The sequence below is a fragment of the Bacillus sp. VA13 genome, from assembly GCF_055710085.1.
On the sequence record NZ_JBVQPP010000001.1, the window covers coordinates 421512 to 445689 of the forward strand.

Below are 24178 nucleotides of genomic sequence, written 5' to 3' on the forward strand. Positions count from 1 at the left end.
AAAAGGATGATGTTATCATTCCCAAGTGTCTGCTATCCATTCTTAATACAAAAAGAAAGACGGACAGAGAATGGCCCCTGTCCGCTAATCTGCTGCCTCAACTTTATGGGTGAAGTTAAAGCGTTCTTCAACCAGCACCTTATTTTCGCTCAGATTTTGTGCGACTCGTATATGGCAATTGTTCATGAGGTACAAGCTCACCAAAATGCCGTTCTTCAATACTTTTCATGATAGACCGAATCGTATTCACGTTCTCTTCAATATATTGAGGATCAAATATTGTAACGTGGCCTCCCTTTAATTCATATTCCTGGTAATTGTGAGCGGTTGAGTGCGTCCAACCTCTTTCGGTCATATCGTCGCATAACAAGTGATGAATGTTGGCATTGACGGTGCCGGAATTGATCAGTTGATTATGATATGCAAGATAGCCTCTAATTTTTTCTTTTATTGAAGGAATGGTTAATATCTCTCTATAATAAATCGGAATAATATCCAGATTTAGATGGACGATCTCTTCTACTTCCTTTTCAGATAAATGAGTCAACGAAGTGGTGATTTGAGAGTCCAGCATAATCACATCAGATACGGTGCGTCCTCGCTGCTCCAAGGCTTTGGCCACTTCAAAAGCCAAATTCGATCCTGAAGAATATCCAAGCAAAACAAATGGTCCCTGTTCTTGAATGTCTATCATGCTTTCTGCATACCGGTCAATTATCGATTTCTCATAGGATGGGTCTTCTGTAAAATCAGCGGCATAGACAACGCAGTCGCCATCAAGCCTGTTCGCCATTTCATTATAAACCAACCCATATCCAATTAATGGAGGGAAACAGAACACAGGGATCGAACCGTTTTGATTCAACTTGACGAATACGTTTTCCGTCTTGGACGGTAAAGCCGCGGCTTGAATAGCCCGTGCCATTGTTTCGATGGTAGAGGCTTCGTAAACGACGTGATAATGCAATTTGATTCCCATAACGGCTTTAATTTGATCAACTAATTGTAATACTTTGAGTGAATGGCCGCCAACGTCAAAGAAGTTATCTTTAATCCCCAGCTCAGAATGAGCCAAAACGTCTTTCCATATCTCAGCCAGCTGCTTTTCAATCAACGTTCGGGGAGCAGCATACTCGGTTCCGGCCAGCATATTTCCATCAGGAGCGGGCAAAGCTTTTCGATCGATTTTGCCATTGGCTGTTAAAGGCATTTCATCTACCCGTACAAAGTAGGCTGGAATCATATAAGCGGGCAGTTTGTCCTGCAATTGCTGCTTGAGCTGGAGCGTTTTTAATGATTCGTCTCCTGTCACATAAGCACACAACTGGTTGGAGCTCTCTTCTTCGACCGCGAGGACGACCGCTTCTTTAACAGATTCCACTTGCAATAAAGCCGCTTCGACCTCGCCAAGTTCAATACGGTAGCCTCGGACTTTCACCTGATGATCGATTCGTCCCAAATACTCTATATGTCCATCCGGCAACCAGCGGGCGGCATCGCCCGTTTTGTACATTTTCTCGCCTGCGGCAAACGGATGTTCAACAAATTTTTCAGCCGTTAAGTCAGGACGGTTCAAATATCCCCTGGCTACTCCGGCTCCGCTAATATACATTTCTCCGGGGACACCGATCGGCACCGGTTTCATACCCGAATCCAGCAGATAAATGTTCATATTGGCCGCAGGTGTACCAATTGGCACCGATTCCTGTCTGTCTTTCTTCGGATCGTAGAGATAAATCATACATCCGACTACAGTTTCCGTTGGCCCGTATTCGTTAAAGATTTCAATTTGATCTTGAAATTGTGCGCTGATGCTTTTTGCCAGCCGTGTACTTAAATTGTCGCCGCCGACAATCATTTTCCGGATCGTGCACTCAGGCGAGATGTTCATTTCTTTCAATAACTGCAAATGAGCCGGGGTCAGCTTGATAATATCAACCCTGGAATCCTCAACAATGGATGAAAGCAAAGTCGTCCTGTCTTTATCTCCGTAGACAATGATGGCATTGCCGCTGATGAGCGGTGTAAAAATAGATGTTACCGTTAAGTCGAAAGCAATGGATGAATATAGCGGAAAGGTCGTTTTCTCACCTTTTACATACACCCTGTCAGCCCACCAAATATAATTGGTTAAGCCTTGATGCTCGATTAATACCCCTTTAGGCTTTCCTGTAGAGCCCGATGTATAGATGACATACGCCAAATCTTTTATATTGCTTATCCGCTCAAGATTAGAGCGCTCTTCGTGATAAGAATTTTCATCATCCAATAGAACGATCGTGCCTTCAAGAGCCAATCGCTGCTGAAGATGGCTCTGTGTCAAGACAATTTCTGTTTTGGAGTCGTCTAATATATACTGTATGCGCTGCTCTGGATAATCCGGATCAATAGGCACGTAGGCGCCGCCGGCTTTTAATACGGCCAGAATTCCCACAACCAGTTCAATGCTGTGGTCGCTGACGATAGCTGCGGTTCGGTCCGGCCTCACTCCCTTGGCCCTTAAGGTTCGTGCCAATTGATTTGCTTGTTCATTTAATTGGCGGTAGGTCAGTTTCTGATCCTCAAAAACAATTGCGACCTGCTCAGGTGTTCGCGCCGCTTGTTCCTCAAACAATTGATAAATTGTTTTTTCCTTTGGATACTCGGTCGCTGTATCGTTACATTTTTCGATAAGGAGCGATCGCTCATCTGCCGAAAGGATATCGAGTTCTTGAACATGCATCGCCGTATCGTTTACCATTTGCTTGATGATTTCCATAAAATGCGCTTGTATCCGTTCAACAGTTGCTTGATCATAAACATTGGCATTGTATACAAAATGCATTTCCATATCTTCAGCCGGCATTACAATGAAATTAAAATCGTAATGAGTATGTTCTTCCAAATGGAAATCACTAATGTCTAAGACGTCGTGATCCCGCTTCATATGCTTCATTTGTTTCTCGACCGGGTAATTCTCAAAAACCATAATATGATTGATCAACTGCTGCTTTTGTTCGGTTTGAGCCTGAATTTCATACAATGGAAATGTATCGTATGGTTGAGATGCCAGTGCATGCTCCTGGTTCATTTTCAATACTTGTGCAACTGTCATCTCTGGTTGAGCACAAACACGTATGGGAATGGTATTAATAAATAGGCCTACCATTGATTCAATACCCGGAATGTCTGCCGGCCGGCCGGATACGACAGTGCCGAAAACGACATCCTGAGTACCGTTATATCTTTGCAGCAACAAGCCCCATGCGGTTTGCATCCATGTATTAACGGTGACATGATGTTGGCTTGCGGCTCGTTTGATTTCCTCTGTGAGCTGCTTTCCGAGACGGCACGCAAGCTTTTGTTTTTGATATCCTCTGGCCTGATCGGAAAATGGTTCTTTCAACAAAACAGTTTGCCCTTCATAACCGTCCAAATAATCCCGCCAATAGACTGCAGCTTGCTCGTGATCTTGTTCATCCAGCCATTCGATATATCGTCTGTACGGCGTCACGGCGTCACGCTTCGGTTGCCTACGCTCAATAATCGCATAATAGGTTTCAAACACTTCTTTCGTAATCAGCGGCAAGCACCAGCCATCCATTAAAATATGATGAAAGCTCCAAATCAATCGCGCTTTGTCTTCATCGGTTCGCAGGATCGATACGCGCATTAAAGCATCGCGGGTAAGATTGAATCCCCGCTCCTTATCTTTTTTCGCAAAAGCGGAAATGAACTCGCTGCGTTGATCAACATTCATATTGCGAATATCTTCAACGACAGTTTCAATCGGCTTATGCCGGAGCACAATTTGCAAGGGCTGTTCTTTCCATTCGGTATAAAATTGAGTTCGCAGAATGTCATATCTTTTGGCCAACTGCGACAAACTCATCATAAAAGCCTCGATATCCAAGAGGCCCTTCAAATCAAAAGCCGCTTGTTCAAAGTAAGCTCCGGAAGCCGAATCAATTAAACTATGGAACAACATTCCCTTTTGCATAGGGGTTAACGGATATATATTTTCAATTTCGCCAAGATGCTGTGCTTGTTGCACAAATTGATCTAGTTCATCGATAGATATTTCTTTTAACGAAATATCGCTTGGTGTCAGCTGAACTTGATTCTGGGCCGTACAATGTTCGATGACTTGTCGCAAACTGCTTTTTAACAGATCGGCGCATGTTTCCATTGTTTCTTTATGATATTGTTTACCGCAGTAGCTGATTGCCAGTGACAATTGTCCGTTTGAAATCATGCCGTTAATATCAAGGGCATAGGTGATGGGATGCTTGTCGCTGGCTATTTTTCCGCTGGGGTAAGGTGATACTTCGATACCCCCTTTTTGTATATCTTGATCAAATTGCCCCAGAAAATTAAAACTAATTTCCGGTTGTCCGGTAAATTCCCGAGCCTCTCGGTGATCGGATAAATACTTGATCATGCCGTAACCTATTCCTTTTTGGGGAATCTTACGCAAATGTTCTTTCACGGTTTTAATCCGCTGCGAGATATCTTGGTCCGCCTTGATGGGAAGGAATACCGGGTATTGGCTCGTAAACCAGCCCACTGTACGTGAAATATCGAGGTCTGGAATAATAGACTCTCTGCCATGTCCTTCAAGATGAATGAGAATGTCTTCGTGTCCAGTCCAACGATGAATAGCAATTCCCAGCCCGGTCAGCAATAAATCGTTTATTTCAGTCGTATAAGCTCGATGAGCGTTTTTTAATAACCGCTCTGTTTCCTCTGCCGTCCATTGGACGATGATCGTTTCCCGGTCTTCGGCTAGGCCGATTTCCTGCTCGTTATCCTTTAGCAGTTTAGGTACTGGAATATGTTCATGCTGGAACCAGTATTGATTTTTCATTTCAAACTCCGGACTTCCTGCATAACGTTTCAACTGTTCCGCCCATAACAGGTAGGAATCCGTTTTCTTTGGAAGCTGGATCGCTTCTCCGTTTTGCAGCTGCTCGTAAGCAGCCGCTATATCTTCGATTAATATTCTCCATGAAACGCCATCGATGACCAAATGATGGGCCACAATCAGCAAATGATCTCCATCACAACACTGAAACAATCCCAGTTTTATGAGCGGGCCTTCAGCTAATTGAATGGATTGCTGAATCTCATTGGATAATGTTTCAATCGCTTGGGCAACATTGTTTTCTTCGAGTAACGAGAACACTTCAAGACTGAATAGATCCCCTTCGTCGATCCCCCGATTTCGAGCTTCGTATCCATGTTTTGCAGGAACATAGACCATGCGCAAAGCATCATGATGCTCGACGATATTTCTCATGACTTCCTGAAGCATCGGTACATTCAATCCCTCTTTCCAATAAAGCATGACCGCTTGATTATAGTGGTGCAGATCGGGGTGTTGCTGGTCAAAAAACCAATGTTGAATAGGCGTCAGCAAAGCCGGACCTTTGATTTCCCCTTGTTCTGCAACTCGGGTGACCGGTTCTACATAGGGAACAAGTTCAGAGATCGTTGGATATTTAAACAAGTGTTTGATTTCAAACTTATATCCGGCTTGGTATAATCTTGAGGACACTTGAATCGACTTAATGGAGTCCCCCCCTAATTCGAAGAAATGATCCGAGACTCCGACCCGCTCTAAGCCTAATACTGACTCCCACGTTGCGGCTAGTATTTTTTCCAGTTCTGTCCGCGGAGCTGTATAGTTCATACCTGTGAGATTCTCTCTCGGAGAAGGCAGTGCCCGGCGATCTATTTTTCCATTCAAAGTTAGCGGCATCGCTTTCAGCTGAATGAAATAAGCAGGTATCATATAGGAAGGCAGCTGTCTGGATAGATGCTCCCGAAGCTCGCCTGCCGTTAAAGTATCGTTTGCGGTGTAAAAGGCGCACAGGGATGTTTCCCCGTTGATTTCTTGTGCTAGAACGATGGATTCCTGAATTGACGGGATATGGAATAAAGCGGCCTCGACTTCGCCAGTTTCAATCCGATAACCCCGAATTTTCACCTGGTGGTCGATTCGGCCCAAATACTCGATATTTCCATCCGGCAGCCACCTTGCTAAATCTCCCGTCCGGTACATCCGCTCTCCCGCTGAAAACGGGTTATCTACAAATTTCTCCGCCGTCAGCTCTGGGCGGTTCAAATAGCCCCGCGCAAGTCCATCTCCTGCTATGCACAGTTCTCCTGCCACACCAACTGGCTGCATATGTCCGGCCTGTAATATATACAATTGAATGTTTGAAATCGGCTTGCCTATAGGAACCGAGGTATACCTTTTGTCCGCCTTGCATTCAAAGTACGATACATCGATCGTTGCCTCAGTCGGTCCATACAGGTTGATGATTTGAGCATGGCTCACCGGTGCTATAATGCGCTGAAACCCGTCCACATGTTTGGGCGTTAAGGCTTCGCCGCTTGCAAACACATATCTTAACGACGCCAGCTTTCGCTTTAGCTTTTCGCCGGGCTTCTGTTCCATTGATTCCAGAAAAGCATGCAGCATCGCTGGTACAAAATGTAATGTGCTGACACCTTTTTGTGCAATTGTATCCAATATCAACTCAGGGTTCTTTTCTCCTCCGTTTGGCAACAATACCACTTTAGAGCCTACGATCGACCACCAGAACAGTTCCCATACCGATACATCAAAAGTGATCGCGGTTTTTTGCAGAATTGCATCCCGTTTATCCAGCGGGTAATTTTCCTGCATCCACACCAGTCGATTGATCACTGAGCGGTGCTCCACCATAACCCCTTTCGGCTTACCTGTTGATCCTGATGTATAGATGACATATGCCAACTGATTCGGGCCGGAAGTCGATTCCAAGTTTGAACCGTCTTCGCTGAAGGTTTGCGGATCTTCCATATCCAGCACTTTCCCCGTAAAAGGCACTTTCTCCCGCAGATGACTTTGCACTAATAGCAACTTCGTATCTGAATCTTCCAATATGTATCGAATCCGTTCCTCAGGATAGCTCGGATCAATCGGCACATACGCACCACCAGCTTTCAAAATCCCAAAGAGCCCTATGATCATTTCCAGGGAGCGTTCGGCCATAATCCCAACCGGCTGATCCGGATGCACACCTTCGGATTGCAGCGTTCGAGCGATCCGATTCGCCTTTTCATTAAGTTCCTTGTACGTCAGCTGGCTTTCCTCGTACACGACAGCCACTTGATCCGGCGTACGATTCGCTTGTTCCTCAAACAATTGGTGAATCGTTTTTTCTCGCGGATACTCGGCCGCCGTTTGATTATAGTCCTGAAATGTATTAATTTCCGTGTCACTCAAAATATGGAGTTGGCTAATGGTGATGTCAGGTTGAAATAGTATGATTGAATAAAGGCGATTTAAGTGTTCGATCACTTGCATCATATACTGATGATCATAAGCTTGTTCGTTGTAAGTTACTTTTAAATGAATAGCGTCATTCTTGATGTCAAATTGAAATAATGTATCTGAAGCAGCTGTCTCTTTAAAATGGGTGAGGTGAATTTGATCTAATGATACGATCGCAGGAATCATTGGCAAATGGTTGGAATTGTAGGTTAGATTTAATGGACCGACCATTTTATCAAAAGGAACATCCTGATTTAAGATGGCATCGTTCAGCGTATGTTTGAATTCATTAAATATGGATTTAAACGTACTGTTCTCATTTATGTTTTGTTTGAGCAACATGATTTGATCCAAACGAAGGTCTTCATCGGTTTCGTCTTCGAAGGTTGGGACACCTACAATAATACTCTCTTCCCCTGTATATTTGTGCAAAAGGCACTTGATACCAACCAGGAGAACCAAATAAACGGCCATTGGTGATTGATTCGCCATCGTCATGATGCGCAGGGATACATCGGATCGCAATGAAGTATGAATACTGTTAGAGGTGTTTAATGCATCGTGCTCTAATGCTGATGAGTCCGACATGTGAAACGAAGGGAATGCAATGGGACGATCTTCCGCGTCGAACATGTTGCTCCAGAACAGTTCCTGTTGTTTAAATTCTGACATTTAAATCCCTCCAGTAAATTTAAATTCTTGCTTCGAAGGCGGCTGACGGCTGTCCCCGCATGATCAACATGATGGAGACAGCTGCTACCGACTGTTTTTAGAAATCTAATTCGATTACGCTTGCAAAGTGTTCCTTTTTGTTTACTTTCTCGCTTAATTGGATTTCTTTTAATGGAATTGATGAGTTTTGTATAACTGCTGACAGGATCATCACGTAATCCTGTGCCAGCGTAGCAATGGTTCTCTTTTTAAATAGCTTCGTACAGTAGTCAAAGCTGCCTTGAATCTCGTGCTGGTTCATCTCGAAGGTCAGCTGCAAATCAAATTTTGCCACTGTATGTGTTTCTTCATAAGGTCTGACGGCAAGAGAATCTATTTCAATATCCGTTTGCTCTGTATTTTGCAGAACAAACATCGTATCGAATAGCGGATTACGGCTTAAATCTCGTTGCACTCCCAGCTTCTCAACCAATTCCTCAAAAGGATACTCTTGATTTTCATAAGCTTTTAGCATTGTTTCTTTGGTTTCTGTTACATAATCTATAAAGGTCTTTTCTCCAGCCGGAGCCGTGCGAATGGCTAATGTATTCACAAACATCCCGATGATATGTTGTAAATCTTCATGCACTCTTCCCGCAACAGGTGTACCAACAACGATATCTTCTTGACCGCTATATTTGGCCAGCAGTATGGTATAGGCTGCGAACAAGATCATATACGTAGTCGATCCCGTCAATTCTTCCAGCTGTTTAACGCCTTGGACAACAGACTCGTCGAGAACAAAGTTGTATCGTTTCCCATCAAAGCTTCGAACTTGCGGTCTGGCAAAATCTTTCGGCAACTCAAATGACGGAAGCGCCTCGTGAAATACATCCAGCCAATAGTCTTCCTGCTTCTTCATCCGTTCTTTCTGCGCTGCTTGCTGCTGCCATGCAGTGAAGTCTTTGTATTGAATCCGGAGCGGTGCTAATTCTTTACCGTCATACAATTGAATCATTTCTTCGACAAAAATGTTCATAGAAGCGCCGTCCGTAACGATATGATGCATGTCAAACATGAAAATATGCTTTTCTTGTTCCAATTCAATAAGTCCAACTCGAAGCAATGGGGCCTGGCTTAGATCGAATGTACGTACGAAGGTGCGGAACAGCTCCTCGACCTCCTCAGTCGTTGCCTTGTACCTTTCGATAGTGAACTCCACCTCCGGATTGACCATCTGCATCGGTTCTCCACGGATCATTTCAAATCCGGTTCGCAGCGATTCATGGCGCTGAATCAGTCTATGAAACGCAGTTTGTAAACGATCCATGTCGATCCTTCCCTCCAGCGTCAAAATCCCCGGCATGTTGTAACTTAGTTCTCCGCCTTCAATTTGTGTGGATAGGTAAACCATCTTTTGTACGGAAGATACAGGATAAACATCCTTCACTTCTACAGCAGGGATATAATCCGGTCCGCAGGTTTCCGAGTTTGCGATGACTTTTGCTATTTCCTCAATGGTCGGCCCTTGAAACACTTCTCTTAACGAAATCGTTTTGTTGAATTGCTTATGGATTTTGCCAACGAGCGTCATCCCCCGTAACGAATGCCCGCCCAGATCGAAAAAGTTATCTTTCACGCCTACTTGTTCTACCTTCAATACTTCTTTCCAGATGAGAACTAACTGTTCTTCCAGTCTCGTTCTTGGAGCAACATAGTCAATCCCGGTTTGCATGCCTGCTACGGGCAGCGGCAATGCACTGCGATTCACCTTTCCATTTGATGTTAACGGCATTTGCTCCAGCTGCATCAGGTATGAAGGTATCATGTAGCCAGGTATTTGCTGAGCAAGCTTTTCTTTGAGTTGACTGATTGGCAGTGCTTGCTCCGCTACAAAATAGGCATACAAATCGCTTTGCCCTTCTGCGTTTTCTCTGGCCAGAACAACTGCTTCCTGTACATGCTCAATGTTGAGAAGAGCTGCCTCGACCTCGTTTAGTTCGATACGGTAACCGCGAATTTTGACTTGATGGTCCATTCTTCCCACATATTCAATGTTGCCATCAGGAAGGTAGCGGGCAAGATCACCAGTTTTATACATCCGTTTATTTGCATCATAGGGATACGGAACAAATTTTTCGCGTGTTAAGGATTCCCGGTTATGATAACCTCTTGCCAAACTGACCCCCGCAATACAAAGCTCACCAACGATACCAATAGGCTGTAACGTCCCGGCTTCATTCAGGATTAGAATTTCTGTGTTCGAAATCGGTTTACCGATTGGCGGCATCTCCTGATGAATTTCCGGATCGACGGTACACATGGTCACGACATGCGTTTCTGATGGACCGTAATGATTATGCAGCGTAACTTGGTGACGCATCAGCATTTCACGCAGCGTATTCGTCATAATAAGCTGCTCTCCCGCTGTGATAATATGATCCACACATTCGGCAAACGGTTCAAAATATTGTTTCTCCGATGCAAGGAGCTTGAGGAACGCAGTCGGGAGAAATGCCGTTTGTATCCTGTGTGTCTTGACAAATTCGTTGAGCTCACGAATCTCCCGTTTTGCCTCGTTGTCGATAATATAGAGTGTCCCTCCGCTTAAGATCGTGGAGAAAATCTCTTGATAGCAAACATCGAAACTCATTGCGGCAAATTGCAGCACTCTGTCAAAGCGCAGCTGTGTATATTCCCGCTCATAAGCGAGTAAATTCAACATGGTTTTATGCTCCAATTGAACCCCTTTAGGTTTTCCGGTAGTACCTGATGTGTAAATGACATAGAATAAATGATTTTCCGCATAGGAAAGGTTAAGATTGCTTGCATCACCCTGATATACCAATGGATCGTCAAGCAGAACTACAGATCCTTCGAAGGAAGGAGGAACGGTATGCCCTGCACAAGTCACAAGTACATCGGCGCCGCTGTCTTCCATTAAATACGCACGCCGTTCATCAGGGAGTTCCGGGTCTATAGGAAGAAATGCCCCACCGGCCTTTAATATCGCTAATATTCCGATCATCATATTTGCCGAGCGCTCCGTGAGAATGGCAACCACCCGATCGGCACCTACGCCTTGATTCCGAAGCACACGCGCCAGTTGGTTGGAGCGTTCATTCAACTGACGATAGGTAAAGGTTTGATTTTCAAACAAAATGGCGACACGATCAGGAGTATCCTCAGCCTGCTGCTCGAATTGTTGATGTATTGTTGTTGGCATACGTTCATCGATTACTGCAGTATCATTAAAAAGATTCCAAATTTCATTCTTTTCTCGCGGTCTCATCATCTCCAAAGAAGCGAGCCTTGCCTCAGGATGTTCGATGATCGCATCGATCAGCTGCACAAAATGCCGCATCATGCGTTCTACCGTTTCCGGTTTGAACAGTGTCGTCAGGTATTCCATTGTGCAATGAATGTGTGTCTCTTCTTCTACAGCCGTTAAGGTTAAATCAAATTTAGCCATCGTATGCTTGCTAGGATAAGGTTTAAACGTCAAACCATCCATCCCTAATTGTTCTTGCTCTGTGTTTTGCAACACAAACATCGTGTCGAACAACGGATTACGGCTTAAATCCCTGGCGATGTTCAGCTGGTCGACGAGCGCTTCAAACGGATAATCTTGATGCTCATAAGCTTTTAATGCATTTTCCTTCACTTCAGCGAGGTACTGAGAGAATGTCTTCTCTTTGGCAGGATAATTTCGCATCGCCAGTGTGTTGACGAACATCCCGATGATGGAATCCAAATCCGCATGCGGTCTTCCTGCTATGGGACTCCCCACAACAATGTCTTCCTGGCCGCTGTATTTGGACAGCAATAAGGTGTAGGACGCCAGAAGCACCATATATAAAGTGGATTCGGTTTTGAGTGCCAGTTGTTTTATTCCCTCGCTTCTTTTCTCATCAATCGTAAAGTGCAGCGTCGCCCCGGTAAAATCCCGTGTGGAAGGCCGTATATAATCGGTTGGCAAATGAAGGACAGGGATATCGCCGCTGTACAGCTCAAACCAATAGTCTTCTTGCTTTTGGATTTGTTCTAATCGCGCTTCTCCGGTTTGCCATACTGAGTAGTCTTTGTATTGGATTCGCAGGGGCGGTAATTCCGCTCCTTGATATGCTCTTACAAATTCTTTGATCAGTACATTCATGGATGTTCCGTCAGAGATAATATGATGCATATCAAACATCAGTATTGCGTGATTGGGTTGAAGCTCAATCAGCCCGACACGAAGGAGCGGAGGCTCCTCCAGTTGAAATGCACGAACAAATTGACTGATACAATGATCGATTTCATCTTCCTTGGCATAATACGACTCTACTGCAAATTCAACGTGATCTAAGACGTACTGAACAGGTTCTCCGTCCACCATTTTGAAGCCGGTGCGTAAAGATTCATGGCGATGAATCAATTTGGCAAAGGCCTGCTGCAGCTTATCCCGATCCAGCTCACCTTTGACAGTCATCAGGCCCAGCATGTTGTAGCTCAGCTCTCCGCCTTCCAAATGGTTGAGAATATAAAGTCTTTTTTGTGCAGAAGAAACTGGATAATATGGCCTCTTTTCAATTAGAGGAATAGAAGCATACCCGGTTTCCTCCATCGTCATGATTGCCTGTGCGAGCTGTTCAATTGTTGGGAACTGGAATATGTTTCGCAATGGAATTTGAACATGCAATTGCTTTTGAATTTTTGCAATGAGCGTCGTCGCTCGCAGGGAGTGTCCACCGATATCAAAAAAGTTATCTCGAATCCCCACCTGTTCTAAACCGAGAACATCCTGCCAAATCTTTGCGAGCTTCATTTCTATTGAATTTCGCGGCGGCACATATTCCGAGCCCCCATATCGCTTTCCATCCGGTTCTGGTAATAAGTTGCGATTCAGCTTTCCGTTTGGCGTTAATGGCATTTGATCCATTTGCACAAAATAAGCCGGAATCATATATCCTGGTAAATGCCGGGTGAGGCGATCCCGAAGCTGACTCGTCGGGAATGGCTTGTTCGCTACATAGTACCCGCATATATAATGCTCGCCATCTGCATCTTCAAGGACAGAAGCGACGGCTTCTTGAATCTCAGGAATGTTCAACATTATCGATTCAATTTCACCGAGTTCAATCCTAAAACCATGAATTTTCACCTGATGATCGACGCGCCCAATAAATTCTATATTGCCGTCCGGCAAAAGACGGGCCAGATCTCCGGTTCTATACATTCGACCCGAAGGAACAAACGGATCGTTAACGAATTTTTCATTCGTTAATTCCGGCAAGTTCAAATATCCGCGCCCCACGCTATCCCCAGCAATGTACAACTCGCCTTGAACGCCCACTGGCTGTAATCGCTGCTGCGAATCGAGAATGTACATGCGATTGTTGCCCAGCGGCTTGCCTATAGGGACATGAACTTGACTGCGAGTCCAAGCGTCCGCAGAAACTTTGATGTTGAACAAGGAAGCATCGACACAGGTTTCGGTTGGTCCATATACATTTGTGATGGCAGGTACTGCGCCATCAGCGCCAAATAAGTGCATGAACTTGGTTACCGTCGTTTTCGGAAGTGCCTCTCCTCCGATTAACAGATGACGAAGCGGTACTCCTTCCCTATCATCTGCAGCTACCAGCAGCTTCAAATGGGCAGGCGTCCCGTCGGTTACGTCAATGTGATGCTGTCGATAGTATTGGCATAAGGCCTCGCCATCAGACACAGCCTCTTTGGGAACGATAAACAAGGTATGTCCTAACAACAAGGAAGCATACATTTGCTGGACCGAAGCATCAAAATAATATGGAGCGAGCATGGCCACATGCAAAACCCCATCATAAGCGGAGTAAACCTCATTACGCAGTCCTTCGATGAGATGAATCACCTGGCGATGTTCAATCAACGTGCCTTTCGGCGTACCTGTCGTGCCAGAAGTGTAAATGCAATAGGCCAGTTGATCGAACTGGCATGGCACCGCCAGATTGATATCTGTTTCATGGTAGGCTTGTTCCTCTTTCATATTGATACATGTTCCGGAAAAGTTGAGTTTTTCAGGCAGTTCGCCGTGTGTAAGCAATACGTTAATGCCTGAGTCTCTTGCGATATAATGAATTCGTTCTACAGGAGAATCAGGGTCTATTGGCAAATACGCCCCGCCCGCTTTTAAAATCCCGAAGATCCCTACAATCATCTCCAGAGAACGTTCAGCCATAATGCCGACGAGTTGACCCGCTTGTATTCCTTCGACTCGCAAGGCTTGCGCAAGCTGATTGGCTCGTTTGTTCAGTTCGCCATAGGTTAACGATTCTCCCTCGAATACAACTGCTGCACGATTTGGCGTACGGAGCGCTTGTTCCTCGAATCGCTCATGAATTGTTTGTTCACGTGAGTAGCGCATTTCTCTAGTCTGAAAACGGCTGAGCAGCTGTTCCTTCTCTTGCTGAGTCAAAAGCTCCAATTCTTCTATTTTGATGTTTGGGTGCTCTAATACCTGATGCATTAGCTGTTCAAAATGCCCGCTAATCCGCTTCACTTCTGATTGTTCATATACGTTTTGGTTATAGCCAAAATGAACGTTCAGTTGTTCGCCAGGAATGACAACCATATTAAAATCGTAATGTGAATGCTCTTCCATATGAAAATTCATAATGTTTAGCTCTGCAGCATCATGGCCTTGCTCCACCTGTTGTCCTATCGGATAGTTTTCAAAGATCAGAATATGATCAATTAAGTTTTGCTTTTGCTCCGTTTGTGCCTGAATTTCATATAACGGATAGGTATCGTATGCTTGCGAAGCCAGTGCCTTGTCTTGAACCATTTTCATCGCTTCAACGAAAGAGCTGCCCTTATCACAGCAGATTCGAACTGGAATTGTATTAATGAACAGACCGATCATTTGTTCCACTTCAGAGATTTCTGCCGGCCTTCCCGACACGACACTGCCAAAGACAACGTCTTCGGTCCCACTATATTTCTGTAATAAAATTCCCCAAAGTGTTTGAATCAACGTATTTACCGTGACATGATGCTGGTTTGCGATCCGCTGCAATTGTCTTGTTTGTTTTTGATCGAATCGGCTGATCTCATTGGCATAAGCATACGCTTTTCGTTCATGCTGCGGTCTTTTGTGAAGAATACGGTTTTCACCTTTGTAGTCTTCAAGATACTTACTCCAGTACCGTTTGGCCGCATTTTGATCCTGCTGATCAAGCCATTCGATATATTTACTGTAAGGATCAGTATACGCAAGGTCTGTTTCCCTGCCCTCTTGCAAACCGATATAGTGTTCAAATACTTCCTTCGTAATAAGAGGCAGGCACCAGCCGTCCATAACAATATGATGGAAACTCCAAATCAAATGATACTTGCGCTCTTCGATACGGAAAATCGCGATGCGCATCAATGGATCCCTAGCCAAGTCAAATCCTTTCGCTTTATCCTCACTTTGGTAGGATGCGATTTTATCCTTACACCGGTTCTCATCTATGTCACGTAAATCTGTAAAATGAACTTTCATTCTTTGTGTCTTATAGACAATTTGTAAGGGGATATCATTCCAGCCGCTATAAAAACGGGTTCGCAGCACGGCATACTTAGCAAATAAATGATCCAAGCTTGCTTCAAACCTGTCAATCTTTAATTCTCCCTGTAAATCAAATGATGCTTGTTCGAAATAAGAATTTGAATCCTCATCCAGCAAGCTGTGAAACAGCATCCCCTTCTGCATCGGAGTTAACGGATACACATTCTCGATCTCGCCTGAATTCGGCAGTTGGATCAAAAGCTGGTCTAATTCGTCAATGGTCATGCCTTTTAACAAAATATCGCTTGGCGTCAGTTCCGTTTGTTCTTTATGAACACAATGCTCAATGACTGTTCGAAGGTTGTTTTGAATAACTGCCGATAACTGGTCGATCGTTTCTTTTGCGTATTGTTTGGTGCTGTAGCTAATCGTCACCATCAATCGATCATTGACAATCATCCCGTTCATATTCAATACGTATGGTCTGATTTGATTTCCGCTCGAGTCTGAACCGCAGGAGTAGGAAGATAATTGAACCGCATGATTTTGAAAATCTTGATCAAACTGCCCCAGGTAATTAAAACTGATCTCTGGAGTCATTTTCGCTGGGAGTGGCGCTGTTGATCCGCTTAAATACCTTAGTACTCCATAGCCGATCCCTTTATGCGGGATTTGGCGCAGCTCTTCTTTGGCCGTCTTGATGTAATAAGATATTTCTTTGCCTGGTTCTATGTGAAGCACAACCGGAAACAGACTTGTAAACCAGCCCACCGTGCGAGAGATATCCATATCCGGGATCACTTCTTCTCTTCCGTGTCCTTCTAAATGAAATGCAATCTGTTCAAGTCCTGACCAATGTGATATGGAAAGTCCTAAGGAGCTTAACAGAAGATCGTTTATTTCAGTGTTATAAGCGCGATTGGCTTGTTTTAATAATTGCTCCGTCTCCTCTTTGGTCCATTCCACAGTTACTGTTTCACTGTCTTTTGAATACGTATGCGATTCCTGAAAATCTTTAGGCAACGGTTTCACATCGGTTTGTTCAATCCGTGCCCAATACTCTTGTTCTTGCTTTATGGCATCACTTTGCGCATATGACGAGAGCTTTTCGGCCCATAGCCGGAAAGAGTCTGTTTTGTACGGCAATTGAATGTCTTGCCCGTTCTCGGCTTGCTTGTAGCCGCTAACGATATCCTCCATTAAAATGCGCCAGGAAATCCCATCTACAATTAAATGATGGATTGCAATGAGCAAATGATCCCCATCCACACATTGAAACAATCCTGCTTTCATCAATGGCCCATCGCTTAACTGCATGCTGCTCTGTATCTGGTTAGCCTTGGCTTCAATGGCCGGACCTGGGTCGGCTTCTGCTTTTAAATTGATGACGTCAAGATGATATAGCTCGCTTTGAGCGATCTCTGCATTCCAGGATTTGTATCCGTGTTCTGTCGCATGGAACGTCATGCGGAGCGCATCGTGATGCTCTCCAAGCTTTTGCAGCGTTTGGCGAAGCGGCGATTCCTGAAAGCCTTGCGGCGCATACAGCATGACAGCTTGATTATAATAATGCGGATCTGTCGTTGTTTGCTCAAAGAACCAGTGCTGGATTGGAGTCAGGCTTACCTTTCCTTTGACTTCATCTTGATCGGGAATGCGCACGTTCTGCTCGATATGCGGACTCAATTCTGCAATCGTCGCATATTGAAACAAGTGTTTGATTTCCATTTTGTATCCCAGTTGATTTAGTCTGGAAGACACTTGAATCGACTTAATGGAATCCCCGCCAAGATCAAAGAAATTATCCAGAATGCCAATCTTTTCAGCGCCTAATACTGACTCCCAAGTCGAAACTAATAGTTGTTCCACCTGAGTGCGAGGAGGCTTATATGCTACTCTGTCCTGCAGCTGTAAATCAGGGGCCGGCAGCTCTTTTCGGTTTATTTTTCCATTCGGCGTTAAAGGCATTTTCTCCAGTTCGGTAAAATAGGCTGGAATCATATAGCCAGGCAGGGATTGAGACAATTGCTCCCGGATCTGGGATACCGTTATGGATTGGCCGCTCACGTAATACCCACACAGCTGCTTCAATCCATGTGCATCTTCTCTGGCTATGACAACGGCTTCTTTGATCTCTTCTGCTTGAAGCATCGCTGTTTCAATCTCGCCTAATTCGATGCGATAGCCTCTGATTTTGACTTGCTCATCCATTCGGCCCAAGTATTCAATGTTCCCATCCGGGAGCCACATCGCCAAATCCCCGGTTTTATACATCCTGGCTCCGGTTACAAACGGGTTTTCAACAAATTTCTCAGCTGTTAATTCCGGCCGGTTCAAATATCCTCTGGCAACACCGGCTCCACTTATATACATTTCTCCAGGTACGCCGATCGGCACCGGTTTCATATCCTCGTCCAACACATAAATGCTCATGTTTGCCGCTGCTGTTCCGATTGGCACCGATTCTCGCAAGTCTTTGACTGCATCGTAACGATAAAGCATGCATCCCACAACAGTTTCCGTCGGCCCATATTCATTGCATATTTCAATTTGGCCGTCGAATTGCTCATGAATGCTTTGGGCTAACTGAGTGCTGAGATTCTCTCCTCCTACGATCATTTTTCGGATCGCTGTCTTATTGGCGATATTCATTGCTTTCAATACGTGCAAATGAGCCGGGGTCAATTTAATGATATCCACCCTTTGGTCCTGCACAATCGATGAAAGCAAAGCAGTTTTGTCCTCTCCGTCATAGACAATAATCGTATTGCCTGTGACCAAAGGTGTAAAAATAGAAGTCACTGTTAAATCAAAAGAGATGGACGAGTATAATGGGAAATTGGTTTTCTCTCTCTTCACATAGACCTCTTTCGCCCACCAAATATAATTGCTCAATCCCCGGTGCTCGATTAATACGCCTTTAGGCTTGCCTGTGGAACCAGACGTGTAGATCACATAAGCCAAATGGTTCGCATTGCTGAGCGGTTCAAGGTTAGAGGCTTCTTCGTGATAGGCGCTTTCCTCATCCAATAAAATCACGACGCCTTCATAGGTAATCTGCTGTAGGATGTCACGCGGCATCAAGATGATTCCGGCTTTTGAATCTTCCAGAATGTACTGAATTCGGTCTTGAGGATATTCTGGATCTATTGGGACGTAGGCGCCCCCGGCTTTTAGAATGGCAAGTATCCCAGTCACCAATTCGATGCTGTTCCTGCTGATGATGGCCACAGGTTGGTCCGCTTGCACACCCCTAGCTCTCAATGTTCGTGCCAGCCGGTTTGCTCGCTCATTGAGCTGATGGTAAGTAATCTGCTTGTCCTCATCAATAACAGCAGCTTGATCTGGTGTTTGCTGCGACTGCGCTTCAAACCATTGATAAACCGTTGTCTGCGGATATGGCGCGGCTGTATCATTCAGGGTCTGAAGAAGCTGTCTTTTTTCGCCTTCCGTCAACAATTCCAATTGTTCCACCCGGATATCCGCATCAGCAACGACTTGATGCAAAATTTGCAAGAGGTGTCCGCGAACCCGCTCCATGCTTTCGCGATCATACACCTTAGCGTTATATTCAAAATTAATATTGATTACATCACCCGGTATAACAGTTAAATTTAAATGGTAGTTGGTTTGCTCTTCCATTTTAACGTTTGAAATTGCGATAGGCGATTCGTTATGTTGACCGATACTTTCCATGTACTGATCTACAGGGTAGTTTTCAAATATCATTAAATGTGTAATTAAATTTTGTTTTTGGGTCGTAAGAGCTTGTATATCGTACAACGGATACGTCTCATACTTTTGAGAGGCTACTGCCCTTTCCTGCGTCCGTTTCATGAGCTCAGCAAAAGTGGTTCCAGCTTCACATTGGATTCGCACAGGAATGGTGTTAATGAATAAGCCAATCATGGTTTCCACGTTTGGAATCGCCGAAGGCCTTCCGGATACAACACTTCCAAAAACGACGTCACGGCTTTGACTGTATTTCTGCAGCAAAATCCCCCACGCCGTTTGCAGCAGTGTGTTCAGTGTGACATGGTGCTTGCTGGCCGTTTGCTTCATTTTCAAAGTGAGATCGGTGTCGATGGCACATGACACTTTCTCCGGAAAATAATGCTCATCCTCTGCTTGGTGACTGTCCTTGAGAAGGACGGTTTGTTCTTCATACCCTTCCAAATATTGATCCCAATAACGCTTGGCCTCTTCTTCATCTTGACGATCAAGCCATTCAATATATTGACTATATGGTGTAATCGCTGATTGTTCGGGCTGCTTTTGCTGGAGCAAAGCAAAGTAATGATCAAATATTTCTTTCGTGATAAGCGGCAAGCACCATCCGTCCATCAAGATATGATGAAAACTCCATATAAAGCGATATGTCGTATCATCCTTGCGAAGGACAATTACGCGCATTAACACGTCTTTCGCTAAGTCGAACCCCCGAAGCTTATCTTCTTTGGCGTATGCACAAATCCGGTCATCTTGCTGCGCTTGATCCATCTCACGCAAATCGATGAATTGGAAACCAATCTTTTTCGTTTTACATATGATTTGCAGCGGCTGATCTTTCCCTTTGAGAAAGTTCGTGCGGAAAATTTCATATCGTTTTGTTAAATCATCCAAGCTTTTTGAAAATGAATCGATATCCAAATCTCCATGCAAATCAAACGTCGTTTGCTGAAAATAGGCGCCGGAACTTGAGTCAAACAAGCTGTGAAACAGCATGCCCTTTTGCATCGGCGTTAACGGATATATATTTTCCACTTCGCCTAATTCACGCGTTTGGTCCAAAAGCTCTTCCAATTCGTCTATTTTGATATCCTTTAACAAAACATCACTTGGCGTCAGTGACGTCTGCTGCTGGCTTACGCAATGCACAATGATTTCTTGCAGACTTTCTTTTATACTTCGGGCAAATTGCTCCATGGTCGATCTTTCATATTGCTTATGGCTATAGCTGAGTGTCAGCGATAATTTCCCCTCTGCAATCATGCCATTCAAATCAAGTACGGCCGTTCTCGGCTGGTTTTCATTCATCGATACACCTGTCGAATAAGGAGATACCTGTAAAGCATGCTGCTGCAGGTCTTGGTCAAACTGCCCTAAGTAATTAAACCGAATTTCGGGATGAAGCTGCAGGCTGTCAGCTTCCGCACGGCCGGATAAATATTGAATGACACTATAATCCATTCCTTTATTGGGAACCAGGCGCAGCCCTTCTTTCACAGTCTTAATGCGCTGCGACAGCTCTTTTCCTGCTTCCATCTTCAGTACGACAGGGTACTGGCTCGTAAACCACCCTACCGTGCGAGTGATATCCACATCTGGAATAACCGGTTCTCTTCCGTGACCCTCTAAGTTCACGACAACTTCCTCCATGCCTGTCCATCTGTGAACGGCCAGCCCTAGCGAAGTCAGCAAAAGATCAATAATTTCTGTGTTATAAGCGCGATTCGCTTGTTTTAATAATTGCTGTGTTTCTTCTCTTGTCCATTGAATCGTTACGTCATCGCTGTCTTTCAATAATGAATCTTCAACAGCGTTATCCTTAGGCAATGGTTCCAGCTCTAACCTTGTAAGCTCGTTCCAATAGGCAAGCTCTCGCTCCATATCGGTTTCCTGTGCATACTTGGACAATTGCTCCGCCCAGAATGGAAACGAGTCTGTTTTTTGCGGAAGCCGAACCATTTGCCCGCGCTCTGCCTGCTCATAGCCGCTTGCGAAATCCTCAAGTAAAATGCGCCAGGATACCCCGTCAATAACTAAGTGATGAATCGCAATAAGCAAATGATCTCCGTCTGCACATTTGAACAAACCAAGCTTCATCAAAGGTCCTTGGCTCAATTCCATACTGCTTTGAATCTGATTCGCTTTATTGGCAACAGCATGAGCCGGATCGGCATCCTCTTTACAATTCATCACTTCCAGCTCGTACAATTTACTTTCTTCTGTGCCCGCAATTCGAGCTGCATATCCGTTCGGCGATTCTTCAAAAACCATCCGCAATGCATCGTGATGCACAGCAATACTTTCTATCGCTCGGCGAAGCGGAGTCTCTTTAAATCCTTGCGCTGAATATAACATTACGGCCTGATTATAATGGTTCGCATGAGGCATATTTTGTTCAAAAAACCAATGCTGAATCGGGGTCAGGCTTGTCCTTCCCTTCACTTCTCCTTGATCCGCCATTCTGCTAACCGGCTCTACAAATGGGCTTAGCTCAGCAATGGTGGGATATTTAAACAAGTGTTTCATGTCAATCTTGTATCCGGATTGATACAATCTTGAAGAAACCTGAATTGATTTAATTGAATCTCCGCCAAAATCAAAGAAATTATCTAGAATTCCTATACGCTCAGTGCCTAGTACCTCCTGCCAAATAGACGCCAGCAGTTCTTCTATTGAGTTTTGCGGTGCTATGTATTCATTTTCCATCCGCGTTTTTTCATCAGCAACAGGTAAAGCTTTCAGATCGATTTTTCCATTAGAAGTGAGTGGTATTCGTTCTAAATGGATAAAGTAAGAAGGAATCATATAATCCGGCAGCTCTCGTGATAATATCTCTCTGAACTGCCCTGTACTCAAAGATGGTTCTCCAACATAATAGGCATACAATTGCTTGGTTCCGTCTTGACCCTCTCGCGCAACGATTGCCGTCTCACGAACCTCTTCCAGGTTGGATAGGGCCGCCTCCACCTCGCCAAGCTCGATACGGTAGCCGCGGATTTTCACTTGATGGTCGATTCGTCCCAAATATTCGATTTTTCCATCGGGTAGCCATCTAGCAAGATCCCCCGTTTTATACATCTTGCGGCCGGGGATAAGCAAATGGTCAACAAATTTTTCTTCAGTTAAATCAGGTTGATTAAGGTATCCGCGGGCCACTCCAGATCCTCCGACATACAGTTCTCCGGGTACGCCTATCGGCTGGATTTGGCGGTGTGCTCCTAAAATATAGGCTTGGTGATTGGCCACCGGCTTGCCAATTGTGATCTGTTCCTCAGCAGAATAAACAGGTTGAAACGTAGAAACCACGCTATTTTCCGTAGGGCCGTATTCATTATTGATGCGAATCTGAGGCTGCAGAGAAAACAGCCGCTCTACCGTGTCGGGTTCAAGTTTCTCTCCGCCTACAACGACATGTTGAACATGAAAGAAGTCCTCTGCGCTCATCTGTTCGGTCATTGCTTGTAACAGCCGGGGAGAAGTCGAGAAATGGGTAATCCTCTCCTGCTTCAGAACGTTTTGTATTGCAAAAAGATCTTTGTTGTCTTCATTAGGCAAAAGATACAAAGCAGCGCCAGAGATTAGCGGACCGAAGAAATTTAAAATAAACGCATCGAAAACATAGGGATACAAAACAAGGACGCGATCCTCAGCAGAATGCTTAAAAAACGCCTTTTTCCACTGGAGCGAATTCACAATCCCGCCGTGTTCGACCATAACCCCTTTCGGCTTCCCTGTTGTGCCTGAGGTATAGATGACATAGGCCAAATGGCTGTGTTCTGCAATCGGCAATAACAGTGAGCAATCAGCATGGTAAGATGTTTCGTCATTTAGATCGATCATCGGGCCGTCAAAGACAAGGCTGTTTTTGAAATGCCGCTGAACAACAAGCACATCTGCATTCGCATCATTCAGCACATATTGAAGCCGCTCTTCCGGATATTCAGGGTCAAGAGGCACATAAGCGCCCCCTGCCTTCCAAATGGCCATAATGGACACGATCATTTCTAATGAACGCTCTGACATGATGGCGACCAATGTATCGGCTTGAACACCGTAGTTTCGCAACGTTCTTGCCAAACGATTAGATTTCTCATTCAATTCTCTGAATGTCATATGGTTGTTATCGAACTTAACAGCTACATAATCAGGCGTTCTTTCCGCCTGCTCTTCAAATAATTGACTTACAGTCTTGTTTCCAGGATAATCTGCGGCGGTGTCATTAAAGTCAAACAAAATTTCCTGTTTGACCGCTTCGGGTATGACTTGTGCTGTATGGATTGCAGCTTGGGGCTGGAACAAGATCACGGACAGCAGCTGATCGAGATGGGACACGATTTGGTCCATATAGTCCTCATCATAAAGATTTCCGTTATAAATAAGTTTCAAATGAATCTCGCTATTCTCCAAGTCAAAATGAAACAACGTATCAGTTGCAATGTCTTCCTTAAATTGCAAGGAATGAATTTCATTGAGCGAAACAACGGTATGAATTAACGGGATGTTCTCATTGTCATATTGCACATTTACATGCTGGACGATTTTTCTAAAAGGCAGGTTTTGATTTTTTAGCGAATCATTAACCGCTTTTTTTAGTTGTTCGAACACAGTTTTAAATGTACTTTGGCAGCTAAGCGTATTTTTCAATAGGACAATGGTATTGACAGCTGAAGAGCTGCTTTTTTGCTTAGATACCGTTGGAATACCCAGAATCGTGCTCGCTCGATCCGTATATTTATACAACAAACATTCAATGCCTGCCAATAAAATCAAATAGGTTGCCATTTCGGAATGATTGGCCATTGTCAATATTCTTTGAGATACTTCTGGAGATAAGGAACGATAGATGCTTTTTTCCTGATAGCCAACACGGGTTAATGATGCGTTTTCCGCTGTTTTAAAATACGGGATTACACTAAGGCTATCCTCTTCATCAAACAGATTATCCCAGTACGTTACTTGATTTTTAAACACCGACATTGGAGCAC

At 44.5% G+C, this 24178-nt stretch carries 2 protein-coding genes; both read right to left on the minus strand.

Annotated features, from left to right (window positions below; all coding sequences use genetic code 11):
- Nucleotides 1–139: 139 nt before the first annotated feature.
- Entirely contained in the window at nt 140–7975 is a 7836-nt protein-coding gene (locus AC0C66_RS01870) for an amino acid adenylation domain-containing protein (RefSeq protein ID WP_461845574.1), read from the minus strand.
- 97 nt (nt 7976–8072) lie between these two features.
- Nucleotides 8073–24170 (minus strand): non-ribosomal peptide synthase/polyketide synthase, encoded by a 16098-nt coding sequence (locus AC0C66_RS01875; protein ID WP_461845575.1) that lies wholly within the window; start codon nt 24168–24170, stop codon nt 8073–8075.
- Between the last annotated feature and the right edge of the window lie 8 nt (nt 24171–24178).